The 13,207-nt window shown below is 72.5% G+C and carries 8 protein-coding genes; 4 read left to right on the forward strand and 4 right to left on the reverse strand.

The features are described 5' to 3' along the window. Nucleotides 1–71 precede the first annotated feature (71 nt). The 3 genes from WMF11_RS45170 (at nt 72) to WMF11_RS45180 (ending at nt 5,843) form a co-directional block, all read left to right on the forward strand. Nucleotides 72–2,435 carry an AAA family ATPase gene (locus WMF11_RS45170; RefSeq protein ID WP_437975138.1) on the forward strand — a complete coding sequence of 788 codons (2,364 nt, stop codon included), beginning with the start codon at nt 72–74 and terminating at the stop codon, nt 2,433–2,435. Nucleotides 2,436–2,497: 62 nt separating this feature from the next. After that, the gene (locus WMF11_RS45175) at nt 2,498–3,313 is read left to right on the forward strand and encodes a hypothetical protein (RefSeq protein ID WP_437975139.1); all 816 of its coding nucleotides are present in this window, start codon (nt 2,498–2,500) and stop codon (nt 3,311–3,313) included. Between the two features lie 463 nt (nt 3,314–3,776). After that, nucleotides 3,777–5,843 (forward strand): ATP-binding protein, encoded by a 2,067-nt coding sequence (locus WMF11_RS45180; RefSeq protein WP_437905226.1) that lies wholly within the window; start codon nt 3,777–3,779, stop codon nt 5,841–5,843. A gap of 26 nt (nt 5,844–5,869) precedes the next feature. Here WMF11_RS45180 and WMF11_RS45185 read toward each other — a convergent pair whose 3' ends face one another. Together WMF11_RS45185 and WMF11_RS45190 are read right to left on the reverse strand one after the other, a co-directional pair. Then, nucleotides 5,870–6,391, reverse strand: coding sequence for a M17 family peptidase N-terminal domain-containing protein (locus tag WMF11_RS45185; RefSeq protein ID WP_437905227.1), 522 nt, complete (start codon nt 6,389–6,391; stop codon nt 5,870–5,872). Nucleotides 6,392–6,396: 5 nt separating this feature from the next. Further along, nucleotides 6,397–8,019, reverse strand: a complete 1,623-nt coding sequence (locus tag WMF11_RS45190) for a thiamine pyrophosphate-binding protein (protein WP_437975140.1) — start codon at nt 8,017–8,019, stop codon at nt 6,397–6,399. 1,601 nt (nt 8,020–9,620) lie between these two features. Here WMF11_RS45190 and WMF11_RS45195 point away from each other — a divergent pair. Next, nucleotides 9,621–9,941, forward strand: a complete 321-nt coding sequence (locus WMF11_RS45195) for a hypothetical protein (protein ID WP_437975141.1) — start codon at nt 9,621–9,623, stop codon at nt 9,939–9,941. A gap of 83 nt (nt 9,942–10,024) precedes the next feature. Here the strand turns inward: WMF11_RS45195 and WMF11_RS45200 are convergent, their stop codons facing one another. Further along, complete coding sequence (locus WMF11_RS45200; protein ID WP_437975142.1) at nt 10,025–11,047, reverse strand: hypothetical protein; 1,023 nt, start codon at nt 11,045–11,047, stop codon at nt 10,025–10,027. A 515-nt stretch (nt 11,048–11,562) separates the two neighbouring features. Further along, complete coding sequence (locus WMF11_RS45205; protein ID WP_437975143.1) at nt 11,563–12,759, reverse strand: aminotransferase class V-fold PLP-dependent enzyme; 1,197 nt, start codon at nt 12,757–12,759, stop codon at nt 11,563–11,565. Nucleotides 12,760–13,207: the final 448 nt, after the last annotated feature.

Consider the following 13,207-nt stretch of genomic DNA (forward strand, 5'->3'; position numbering starts at 1 on the left):
ATCGGCGCGCGGGCGCCTCGCCGGGCGGGCTCCACGCCAACGACCGGCGAAAGGCGCTATGGTGCGCCGCCATGGTCTCCCGGAAGCTGCCCCCCAGCGAGTGTCGCAAGATCGTAGAGCCGCAGAGCTTCCGCTTCTCCACGACGGAGGAGGTCGCGCCGCTGTCGGCGGGCATCGGCTCGCAGGAGCGCGCCCTCGCCGCGCTCGCCTTCGGCCTCGACATCCGCCAGCCCCGCTTCCACGTCGTCGTCGTCGGCGCGCCCGGCACGGGCCGCACGTTCTGCGCGCGCGCCGTCGCGAAGCGGATCGCGGCGAGCCGCCCCACGCCCGACGACATCCTCCTCCTGCCGAACCCGCACCGCCCGAGCGAGCCGACGGTCCTGTCGCTGCCGCCGGGCGAGGGGCGCCCCTTCGTCGAGGCGATGGAGGAGCTCCACGAGAAGCTGGTCGACGCCCTGCGCGGCGCGACCGAGGGCGAGCGCTTCAAGCAGGCGCGCGGCAAGATCCAGCGCCGGGTGAACGCGGAGGAGCGGCGGCTCGAGGAGCAGCTCAAGTCCGCGGCGCGCGAGCTCGGCCTCGACCTCGTGCGCGGCGAGGACGAGGTGCAGATCACCTCGATCGAGGACGCCGCCAACGCGCCGGACGGCGAGGCCCTGCTCGCCATCGCCGGCTCCATCGAGGAGTTCGAGATGCGGCTCGCCACCGTGCAGGACGAGGCCGACGTCGAGCTGCGCGGCGTCGTGAAGCAGCTGCTCAGCGACGGGGTGAAGGCCTGCTTCCAGCCCGTGCGCGCGCGCTTCGAGGGGCGCAACGACATCAGCGCCTTCCTCGCGGACGTCGAGACGGTCGTGTCGAAGGAGTTCCGCCTGCTCGTCGACGAGGCGCGCGGCGAGGAGGGCGGCGCCACCCTCCCGCGCGGCGTGGTCGTCCCGACGCTCCTCACGGAGCACACGCCCGACTCCGGCGCCCCGGTCGTCGATGTCCCCTACCCCACGCTGACCGCCCTGTTCGGCCGCACCCACGCGCCGCCCGACTCCGGCTTCCCGCCGGAGCCCGGCTTCGCCGTCGCGGGCGCCCTCCACGAGGCGGCCGGCGGCTTCCTCATCCTGCCCGCGGGCGCGCTCCTCAAGAACGAGGCGCTCTACGAGCAGCTCAAGGCCTGCCTCCTCGCGGGCAAGTTCATCGTGCCCGAGCACAACCCGTCGTACTTCCGCGGCACCGCGGAGGAGCTGCTCTTCCCGCCGATCCCCATCGACGTGAAGGTCGTCCTCGTCACGAACCCGCAGCTCTACCAGGATCTGCACGACGCCGATCCGGAGTTCTCGCAGCTCTTCAAGGTGCAGGCGCGCTTCGAGACGACGATCTCGCTCGATCAGGCGCTCCTCACGTACCCCGCGTTCCTCGCCGGCTTCGCGCACGATCGCGGCCTCCCGCCGATCACGGCCGACGGCGTGACCGCGCTCCTCTTCCACGGCGGCCGCCTCGCGGAGAGCCAGACCAAGGTGAGCGCCCAGGTCGGGCTCATCGCCGAGGTCGCGACCGAGGCCGGCTACCGGGCCCAGCGCCGCGGCCGCAAGGTGGTCGACGGCCCCGAGGTCAACGAGGCGCTCGAGGCGGCGCGGCGCCGCGGGAGCCATTTCCGCGACCACGTGCACGAGCTGCTCTCGGACGGGACGATCCGCATCGACGTGACCGGCCGGCGCGTCGGGCAGGTCAACGCCATCTCGGTCCTGTCCGACGGCCCGCAGACGTTCGGCCGCCCCTGCCGGGTGACGGCGGTCGTCTACCCGGGCCGCGAGGGCCCGGTGAACATCGCGCGCGAGGTCGAGATGTCCGGCCCGCTCCACAGCAAGGGCGTGCTGGTCCTCACGGGCTTCCTCGCGGCCCGGTTCGCCCAGCACCGCCCGCTCTCGTTCGGCGCCTCGCTCGTCTTCGAGCAGACCTACGAGCCCATCGAGGGCGACAGCGCCTCATCGAGCGAGCTGTACGCGCTCCTGTCCGCGCTCTCCGGCATCCCGATCCGGCAGGAGCTCGCCGTGACGGGCAGCATCGATCAGCAGGGGAGCATCCAGCCCGTGGGCGGCATCAACGAGAAGATCGAGGCCTTCTTCGATCTGTGCGCCGCCAAGGGCCTGACGGGCGAGCAGGGCGTGCTGATCCCGAGCGCGAACCGTGACGCGCTCATGCTGCGGGGCGACGTCGTGACGTCGATCGAGGCCGGCCGCTTCCACGTGTTCGAGGTGAGCTCCGTCGAGGAGGGCATCGAGATCATCACCGGCGTCCCCGCGGGCGTCGCCGACGCGGACGGAAGGTACCCGGAGGGGACGGTGTTCCACGCGGCGGACCAGCGGCTCGAGCGGTTCCACCAGGCGATCGCCGACACGCAGAAGGGCGGGACGAGCGCGGATCCTCGAAGAATGCTCAGGGAGCGCTGAAGAGGACCGATGGCAGCGAAGCGCACGGCCGAACCCGCGCCGATCCACGCCGGAGCCCGCCGATGACGCGGCGGCTCGTCCTGCTCGCGGCGGCCGGCGCCGCGGCGCCGCTGCTCGCGTGGGGCGCGCTCGCGCGGTGGCGTGATGGGTCGCTCTCGCTCGGCGCCGCCTGCGCGGCCGCCGCGGCGATCGCGCTGCTGGTCCTCCTCGGCGGCGTCGTCCGGCGGCGCTTCGCCGCGAGGCCCGGTGTTTCCTTGCGCCAGGCGCCCGGGACGCCTCGGCTCCCGCGGACGGGGCGGCCGGCCGCGCGCCCGGCGGAGCGCGCCTTGACGCCGCCGACCGAGCTCGACGATCCGCGGATCATCTACGCCTTTGCAGCCCAGGCCGTCGGTCAGTCGCTCGCCTGGGAGGGGAGCTACAAGGCGGCGGCCGCCTCGCTGCGCGACGTGCCCAGCGACTGGATACCTCCGCAGGTTCGGGTGCTCGTCATGAGCAACCTCGCCCAATGGCAGCTCTGCGCCGGCGACATCGAGTCCGCCCGGCGGCTCCTCCCGGACCTGGACGAGGAGCGCGCGCCGGCGTCCGTGCGGCCGCTCGTGCGGGGAGCGCGCGCCGCGGTGCTCGTGCGCACGGGCGACGTCGAGGCCGCGCTCTCCCTGATCGGCCTCCGCGATGGCGAGCGGGAAGAGCCGACCGAGGTGCGCCAGCGCTACCGCATCACCCGCGCGCACGCGCTCACCGCGCTCGGCGAGCCCGCCGCGGCGCGCGCGGAGCTCCGCCGGGTGGTCGATGACGTCGGCGTCGACGAGCTCTGCCGCTGGATCCCCGCGGGCGGGCCCGCCCGGGCCACGATGATCGAGCTCATCGACGAGGGCTGACGGACCCGCGCGTCTCCGATCTTCCGCGCCGCCGCGAGGCCGCGACTCGCCAGGCGCGGATCTCGAGTCGCTCGAGTCGGGCGCAACTCGGATCGTCACGCCGCTTGTCAAGCGTCATTTCCCTGGTTTGTCGCGCGGGAAGCCCCTGTCTGCCGGCGCCGGGCGCTCGAAGCCCACAGCGCGCATCGTGTGCGCTTCCCCGGGGATTCCGGTTCGCGGTGGGGGAAGCCACGTTGCGAGCGCCTGGCGGCTGGTAGAAAAAGGATGCTGTACGCAAAGTGCATCGGGCCAGGTAGCCTTTTCGCGTCGACCGGGGGAGAACGCATGCCAACCTGTATGGGTGGCCAATGAGGGTGGAGGCGCCACGGGGGGTGATCGGCGGGTGTTGCACCGGTTCAACCAGCCCCACGCGCCCCGTCCTGGCGACTCCCCTCGCTCACAGGAGCCCGCCCCGGAGGCTCCCGTGAACCGCCCAGCGGATACGCCGTCCCATCGCATCCTCATCGTGGACGACAGCCCCACGTACCTGAACCAGGTCGCGGCGGCGATGCGCGACGAAGGCTACTTGCCGGTGCTCGCCCACTCGGGGGAGGAGGCGCTCGCGCGGCTCACGGTGGCGCGCGTCGACGGCATTCTTCTCGACATGGTGATGCCGGGTCTGTCGGGCCCGGCCACGTGCCTCCGCATCAAGGCGAACGCCTCGTGGCGCCCGATCCCGCTGCTGATGCTCACCGGCCGCGACGACCACAAGGCGATCCTCGACGCCCTCTCGGCCGGCGCCGACGATTTCGTGACGAAGACGGGCGAGCTCACGGTCCTGAAGGCGCGCCTGCGCGCCCAGCTGCGCAGGAAGCATTACGAGGACGAGAACCGCAGGATGCGCGAGCTCCTCCTGCGCCGGGAGATGGAGGCGGCGGAGGCGCGCGCCGACCGGCGCCTCAAGCAGAGCGAGGAGCGGTTCCGCCTCATCGTGGAGGGCGTCCAGGACTACGCCATCTTCATGCTCGACCCCGCCGGCCGCATCGCCAGCTGGAACCCGGGCGCCGAGCGCATCAACGGCTACCGCGCCGACGAGATCATCGGCTGCCACTGCTCGGTCCTCTTCCCGCCGGAGGACGTCGAGCTCGGCAGGCCCGTCGCGGAGCTCGAGTCCACCGTGGAGACCGGCCGCTCGATCCAGGAGGGCTACCGCGTCCGCAAGGACGGCACCCGCTACTGGGCGAACGAGGTGATCAGCGTGCTCTTCGACGAGGCCGGGCAGCTGCGCGGCTTCGCGAAGGTCACGCGCGACGTCACGGAGCGCCGCCGCGTCCACGAGGCGCAGCGCATCCTCGTCTCCGCCGGGCAGATCCTCGGCGAGTCGCTCGATTTCGAGGAGACGCTGCGGCGCGTGGTCCGCGTCGCGCTCCCCGACTTCGCGTCGATCTGCGTGCTCCTGCTGCAGGACGAGTCCGGCGCGATCGATCGGCAGGTGACCGCCCACGCGGATCCGTCGATGGCGATGGCGACCGAGCTGCTCGGCAGGATCACGGCCGACTCTGCCGGGCGAGGGATCGGCAGGGTCCTGCGCACGGCGCAGCCGGAGCTCATCCCCAAGGTGACCGACTCCTTCGTCCGCGCGATCTCGTTCGATCAGGCGCACTACGAGGCGCTGCGCTCGCTCTCGCTCGCCTCGCACCTCACGGTCCCGCTGACGGCGCGCGGCCGCACGCTGGGCACGCTCTCGTTCGCCTCGACGCACCGGCGCTACGACGCCGTCGATCTCGACCTCGCGCAGGATCTCGCGCGGCGCGCGGCGCTGGCCGTCGACAACGCCCGGCTCTACCGGGAGGCGCAGCTCGCGGTGCGCGCGCGCGACGATTTCCTCACGATCGCCTCGCACGAGCTCCGCACGCCGCTCACGCCCATGCAGCTGCAGGTCGACGGCCTCCTGCGCGCCGGCAAGCGCGGCGGCCTCACCGCCGAGCGCGCCACGCCGCGGCTCGAGATGATCAAGCGGCAGGTCGAGCGGCTCGCCCGGCTCATCACGAACCTGCTCGACATCTCGCGCATCTCCGCGGGCCGCCTGCAGATCGAGCTCGAGGACGTCGATCTCGCGGCCACGGTGAACGAGGCGCTGGAGCGGTTCCGCGAGGAGCTCTGCTCTGCCGGCTGCCCCGTCAACCTGTCGGCCCCCGCCTCGATCGTCGGCCGGTGGGATCGCCTCCGGCTCGATCAGATCGTCACGAACCTCCTCTCGAACGCCGTCAAATACGGCGCCGGCAAGCCCATCGACGTCACGCTGGAGGACCTCGCGGACCGCGCCCGCCTGACGGTGAGGGATCGCGGCATCGGCATCGCCCCGGAGCAGCAGGCCCGCATCTTCGAGCGCTTCGAGCGCGCCGTCTCCAGCGAGAACTACAGCGGCTTCGGCATGGGGCTGTGGATCGTGCGGCAGATCGCCGACGCGCTCGGGGCGACGATCCAGGTCGACAGCCGGCCGGGCGAGGGGGCGACCTTCACCGTCGACCTGCCGAAGGAGCCTGCCTGACGCCCTCCACGCCGCGCGCCGCGTGACTAGAGCGCCCGCCGCACCCGGCGTCGCTGCTCGATCATGTGCTGGGTGATCTGCTGCCTGCCCTCGGCGCGCTCCACCAGCGTCCACACGTTGTCGCCGCGCTCCCTGCCCGCGCAGTCGAGGAGCGCGTCGGCCGCCTGCTCGGCGGGGATGAGCCCGTCGTGCCGCCCCGGGAGCTCCACCACGGCCGCGCGCGTGCAGAGCCCGCCCATCGTGGCCAGCATCCGGCGCACGATCTCGCGGAAGATCGCCTCGTCGAACGCGTCGCGCTCGCCGGCGCCGAACAGGACGAGCTTGTCGAACGCCATGCGCGGCTTGCACGGGATCATGACGACCTCGCCGAGCTCGCCGGTGATCAGGCCCTGCCGCCGCAGCTCGGAGATCCGGCCGCCGAGCCGCCAGTCGCAGAGGCCGGCCACGCCGTGGGCTGGCCGCGCGTCGCTGAACGGGGCGCACGCGAGCACCTCCGAGTCGAGCTCGTCGAGGCTCTGCAGGTCGGGGGAGATGAACCGTAATTCCACGTGGATCAGACGCTGATGGCGCCCTTGCGGAAGTCGCTCTTCGCGATCTTCACGTTGACGCAAGCGGGCCTGCCGCACCGGAACGCCTCGTCCAGCGCGGGCCCGAGCTCCTCGACGCGCTCCACGCAGGCCCCGAAGCCGCCGAGCGCCTCGACCACGCGGTCGTACCGGGTGAAGTCGAGCGACGTCGCCGGCGCGCGGCCCTCGCCGTAGAGCTCCACCTGCCCCCGGCGGATCTGCGTCCAGGCCGCGTCGTTCCCGATCACGCTCACGACGGGGATGCCCTGGCGCACCATCGCCTCGAACTCGAGCGCATGGAAGCCGAACGATCCGTCGCCGTACACGAGGACCACGTTGGCCTCTGGCCGCGCCAGCTTGGCCGCCATCGCGTAGCCGGGGCCGACCCCGAGGGTCCCGAGCGGACCGGGGTCCATCCAGAGCTGCGGCCACTCGAGCTTCAGCACGTTCGCGGCCGTGGCCACGAAGTCCCCTCCGTCGCCGATGACGATGTCGTCCTTGCCGAGGCGCTTGCCGATCTCCGCGCAGACGCGCAGCGGGTTCGGCGGGTCGCCGTCGCTCGCGATCTCCGCCAGCATCTTCGCGCGCGATCGCTCCTCCGCCTCGCGCACGGCCGAGAGCCACGCCGCGGCCGTCTTGTCGGGCACCTCCGCGAGCAGCTGATCCAGGACGACGCCGCTGTCCCCGTCGATCCCGACGTCGACGCGGCGGTTCCTGCCGAGCTCGCTCCCGTCGAGATCGATCTGGACGACCTTGGCCGCCGGGCTGATGGCGCGGCCGTACTCGAGGCGGAAGTCGAAGGGGGTCCCGAGCACCACGCAGAGGTCGGTCTGCGAGAGCGCGAAGCGGCGCGAGCGGCTCATGAGCCCCGGGTGGGCGTGAGGCAGGGCGCCGCGGGCCATGCCGTTCAGGTAGAAGGGCGCCTTCACCGCGTCGGCGAAGCGGCGCAGCGCGTCGCGCCGCGGCGACCACCGGAGCTGGCTCCCGACGATGAACATGGGCCGCTCGGCGTCCCTCAGCAGGGCCGCGGCCCGCGCGACGGCGGCCGGGTCGCCCCCAGGGCGAGGCGGGGCCGCGGGCGCGGTCGCGGGCGCCTCGTCGCCGGCGTAGTTCATCAGCAGGTCGAGCGGCATCTCGAGGAAGACCGGGCCTGGCACGTTCGCCTGGGCGATGCGGAAGGCCGAGTCCACGTACTCCTGGATGCGATCGGTCGAGGGGACGGAGACGCTCCACTTCGAGATGGGGCGCATCAGCTCGACGTGGTTCATGTCCTGCAGCGAGCCCATGTCGGCGAGGGCGCGCGGGCCGGCGCCCCCGAGGACGACCATCGGGACGCCCGCGCGCTGGGCGTTGGCGACGGCCGTCACCACGTCCGTCACGCCGGGCCCCGCGGTGACGGCGCACACCCCCGGCCTCCCGGTCACCCGCGCGTACCCGTCGGCGGCGTGTCCGGCGGTCTGCTCGTGTCGCACGTCGACCACCCGGATGCCGTCATCCAGGCACCCGTCGTAGATCGCCTGGATGTGCCCGCCGCACAGGGTGAAGAGGTGCGTCACCCCGTGTCTCGCGAGGGCCTTCGAGACCAGCCTGCCGCCGTGCACCTGCGCCATGAGGCCGGCATATACCATGTGCGACCCAGCGTCCTGCCGGCGAGCGGTCGGTGCGCGCCGCCGCCCGTGCGCGAGCGCGCCGCCCCGGCCACGTCGCCCGCCCGGGCCGCTCGGCGCCCCGGGCCGGCGCTCCGGGGACGAGCCCCCGGGCCACGCGTCGACGGCCGCATGACCGTCGCGCTGCGGCGCCGCGTCGAGGTATCCACTCGTCAAAACATCACCGGAGCTGGGGGGTCGTGTCCGCCTGAAACCCCCATTGTCCGGGTGGTAGGCAAGTGTTCTTCCTAACCTACCGACCTCGTCTGAGCTCTCTCGGGATCAGAGCACCACCCGCTTGCTGGCGCGCGCGCCGCTTCCCTGACGGGTGATCCACGCTATCGCCCGATCAGGTCGGCTATCCGACCGCCGAGTAAGGATAACCCCCCTTCGCAGGGCGTTGCTGTAAAAATACAGCCCTGCCACAGCGCCGACTCCGACCTTGGATGCGAGGTCGTCGCCCCACCGCGACGGCCGACGCCTTTGCGATCACAACCCGACGCTGTTCTCTTCTATCCGGGCCACGAGATGATATAGTTGGAACCTTATTGCAGGTGCCAGCTCGACACCGCCACCTCTCTCGACCTCTCCCCGGTGCTCCTCCCCTGCAGCCGCCGGCCTCGGAGAGGGTCCGGTTCTCTGCCGGCGGGGCCATCGCGCCGCCGGCGGTCGCCTCCGGCGTCGGCGCTCCCCGCAACCTGGCGGAAACAATTCGGAGGGGGCTGGGTGGGTGGCGCCCCCGAGCTTCTGTGAGGAGCGTAACCGGTTCAGGGCCGTCGCGGCGATCGGCGGGCGCTGGGTGGTTGGCAACACAGGGCGTGTCGAGCTCACCGAGCCCTCGCGGGGCGCGCGCGGCGCGGCCTGCCGCGATGCATGGCGCGCGGCGAGGGAGCGCCGCGGCGACCGGGCAGCGGGTCCGGCCGATGGCGGCGCTGGCGCGGCTCGCCTGCCGCGTGGCGATGACACACGATCTCCATGACGTGTGCTCGCCAACTCCTTTGCCGCCTGCCGACCTCGACAGGCAGGAGGCGTGGAGCCGCTGCGGCGATCTGGGCAGCGTCAGGGGTGAACACGAGCCATCTTGTGCGACGCTCTCGTGGACGCTGCCTTCACAACCTACGTCCCGAGCGGCGTCTACCACGTGTGCGCCGACTTCACCCGTCCGGGCGTTCCCGACACCGGATCGCCATGTTGCATTCACTGGTATGCGCCGAGACCTTCTCCGTCCATGGCGCATCATTTCATCAACGCGCGATCGCTCAGGGCATCACGCGCTCCTGTTGAAGCGCAAGGAGGGCCGAATTCTCGGCGATTTTGCGCGGGGTCCCGCGGGGACTCTCGTGCGCTGGCGCCTCCCCCTCTCGCAGCGTTCATTTCAAATATCCTGCGCTCACAGAACGTTACCCAATACACCAAAATCACGCGTGACTGCTTACATGAGCTGGCGAGCTTGTTGTTTTCTATTTCGGGAAGGCTCTGTATCGGTTATGCGGGATAAGAGGACGCGCAATCGCGCTTCGCTGGAGTAGCATCTTCCTATGTCGGAGCCCCCTAGTAGCAGTCAGTTGATCCGGATACCCATGGTGCTGGCGCTCGACTGCAGCCCCCATTTTCTGGCTCGTTGCCGGAGGGTTGCAGCGCGGGCTCGTTTCCTCGTCCGCTCCTGCGATGCGGGCTCGGCGTGGGGGGTGGCCGTCCGCCTCCGCCCGCTGGCCATCGTCTTGCCGAGCCACTTGCACGATCGTGCGCCGAAGACCTTCGAGCTGCTCGCGGAGGACGCGGGAGCACGCCTCGTCGTCGTGGAGTCCGAGCAGCTGCCCGCGGGCGAGCTGGAGGGGCACATCACCTACGCGATCGGCGAAGCAAGCCGCGCGCGCGGCGCCTAGGCTGGAGCGGGGGTGCAGGTTCGTGCGCTGCGGGCTCGGCCGCCGGGCAGGCGGCCCGCCGCCGGGCGCCCCGGCCGCGGGCCTCAGTCGGCGCGGACGCCCGCGGTGAAGTGGAAGCCCCACGTGTGGTCGAGCGGCGGGCCGAGCTCCTCGTCGAAGGGCAGCAGCAGGCCCGTTCGGAGGAACGCGAGGTTGCGCTCGATCGCGAGGAAAGGCTCGACGGCCAGGACGTAGAGATTGCGGGCGACGGCGTGCCGGATGCTCACGTTGTCGAACGTGGGCAGCGCCATCCCTTGCACGCGCACGCCGCCGCCGATCCCGTGGCCGATCTGGAGCTCGGCGGCGTGCTGGATCGCGACCTCGTACTCCTTGTTGCGGGCGAGCGGGATGTAGAGCACCGGCTCGATCTGGAAGCGCCCGATGAGCAGTGAGCCGACGTGGGCCTCGGCGCCGAGGCGCGCGTGGATGGGGAGGATGCTCGGGAAGTACTCGTGGAGATCCCAGTACGCCCGGCTGGCGCTGACGGGCTCGTAGCTGGTGTGGTGGTGGGTCTTGCCCGAGAGCGTCGCCAGCCCGACGTCGCCGCCCACCGTGAGCCAGAACGTCCGGCCGACGCGGGCGACGTGATGGGCGCCGAGCGTCACGTTGCCGAGCACGGCGTCGGTGCGCTCGGCCATCGCGAGCCCGAACGGGAGTCGGACATCGAGGAACGTGTGCTGGGCGAACGGCATGCGGGCGAAGAGCGCGACCGCGAGCCCGGAGACCTCGCCGTCGCCGCCGGTGAACGAGGAGGTCTCCAGGCCGATGGCGCCACGCTGGCTCAGCGGGACAACCCCCTCGTCGATGGTTCTGCCGCCCGACCCGCGCGCGGGCGGCGGCCCCAGCTCGGTATCCGAGAGGGACAGCACCCAGGGCGCCGGCGTGCTGCCCTTGCGGCCCGCCTCCGCCCCGCCCGGCTTCCGGTCGGGCGGCGCCGGGTCCGAGGGCGGCCCGGCGGCTCCCGGCGCGGTGTGCGCCTCTTCCGGCGCGAGCGGCGAGGCGTCCGGCTCAGGTGCGCCCGCTTCGGGCGCGCCGACCGCCGGGGGCTGCGGCGGCCCGCCGGGCAACGGCGTCGCGGGCGACTGCGGTGTGCCTGAAGCCGGCGGCTGCGGCGTGCCTGGTGCCGATGTCGCGGGCGACTGCGGTGTGCCCGGCGCCGGCGTCGCGGGCGGCTGCGGTGTGCCTGAAGCCGGCGGCTGCGGTGTGCCCGGCGCCGGCGTCGCTGGCGGTTGCCGTGCGCCCGGTGCCGGAGGCGTTCCCGCCGCCGCGGAGGGCGCAGGGCTAGCTGTCGGGCGAGGCGTCGCGGGCTGCGCAGCGGAGGGCGCGGCCGCGAGGGTCGCCGCCAGCCAGGAAAGCGAGGACAAGACCAGGATTCGACGTGGCATCGTGTCTCCTTGGAGCGCGCATCCTATCGTCTCGGCGGGCGCGCGCGGTCTGCTCCGGCGAGCGCTGGACGCGCCTCGGCCGGCGCGAGCGCCGACCCGCGGCGAAACGGGCGCGGGGCGGCCCGGAGGCAGAGGCGACCGCGGCGCGGCGCCCCGCCGCGGAGCAGCGGCGCGGGGCCGGGCCCTCCCGCGCGCCGCTACAGCAGCGCGCCGAGGGCGGCCGCGAGCCGCTCGTAGTGCGGCCTGTCGTTGTAGATCTGGGCCGAGATCCGGAGGTGCCGCCGGGGCGACGCGGGCCAGGCGAACACCGGCACCTCGATCCCCCACCGCTCGAGCAGGGCGTCCTGGAGCGGATCGAGGCGCAGCCGGGGCGACGGCGCGTCGGGGAGCGGCACCGTCGCGAGCGCGCCGATCATCGCGTCGGGGCTCGGCGGCATGCAGCCGAGCGCCTCGCACAGGAGGTCGCGCGCGGCGAGCGCCGTCGCCCGGTTGTGCGCCTGGAGCGCGGGCCAGCCGCCGGGCACGAGCGCGGCCATGGCGCGGAGCGCGTCGGCGACGCAGAGCGCCGCGCTGGGGTCGGCCGTGCCGGTCCAGTCGAACTCGAGCAGGAAGCGCGACCTGTCGGTGCGCGGCGAGTTGGCGCCGTGGCTGATGGAGAGAGGGCGGACCGCGCCCTGCTTGTCCCGCCGCACGTGGAGGAACGCCGCGCCCTTCGGCGAACAGAGCCACTTGTGGCAGTTGCCGGTGTAATAGGCCGCCCCGAGGGCGCGGAGATCGAGCGGCACCATGCCGGGCGCGTGCGCGCCGTCGACCAGCACGTCGACGCCGCGCTCCGCGAGCGCGGCGATCAGCGTGGCGACCGGGAACACGAGCCCCGTCGGGCTCGTCACGTGGTCGACGAGGACGAGGCGCGTCCGCGGCCCCACGCGCGCGAGCACCGCCTCGACCACCTGCTCGGGCGCCTCGATGGGGAACGGCACCTGCGCGACCACGACGCGCGCACCGGCGCGGGCCGCGACCGCCTCGGCCGCGTTGTTGCAGGCGTTGTACCCGTGATCCGTGATGCAGAGCTCGTCGTCGGGTCGCAGCGAGAGCGACCGCAGCACCGTGTTGACCCCGACGGTCGCGTTGGGGACGAACACGAGGTCGTCGACGTCAGCGCCGACGAAGGAGGCGAGCGCGCCTTGGGCCGCGTCGAGCAGCGGCTCCAGCTCGCGAAGGAAGAACCGGACCGGCTCGCGCTCGAGCTGCTCGCGGTAGCGCTGCTGCGCCTCGAGCACCGCGCGCGGGCAGGCGCCGTACGAGCCGTGGTTCAGGAAGGTGACGGCCGGGTCGAGCGACCAGAGCTCGCGCACGGCGGCGGCGCGCGACTCCGGGAAGGCGTTCGGGTTCATGGCGAGGAGCGGGCCCCGAGGAGGCGACGTGCCGGAGGGCCCGGAACAATGTCGCGCGGGCCCCGACCCCTGTCGAGGGCCACGCGAGGAGCGGCTGCCAGTCCATGATGGATTGTATCGTCAATGTTGAATCATGGATCAACCATGACCGGATTCCCCCGGTCATGCAGAGCCGGTCAACCCGTCCATGATGGACATCGCGTCCGGTCGTCCCATGACGGACATCGCATCTGCCCTCTCATGACGGACACCGCACCTGCCATCCCACGATGGACATCCCATCTTCGGTCCCATGATGGACACCGCACCTGCCCTCTCATGATGGACGCCGCGCCCGCCCACCATGACGGCCCGTCATCGACGGGCAGGCGTCAGCGGCGACGAGCAGGCATCAGCAACGGGCAGGCGTCAGCGGCAACAGGCAGGCATCGGCAACGGGTAGGCGCCA

Source organism: Sorangium sp. So ce295 (genome assembly GCF_051527405.1).
GTDB classification, from domain to species: domain Bacteria; phylum Myxococcota_A; class Polyangia; order Polyangiales; family Polyangiaceae; genus Sorangium; species Sorangium cellulosum_B.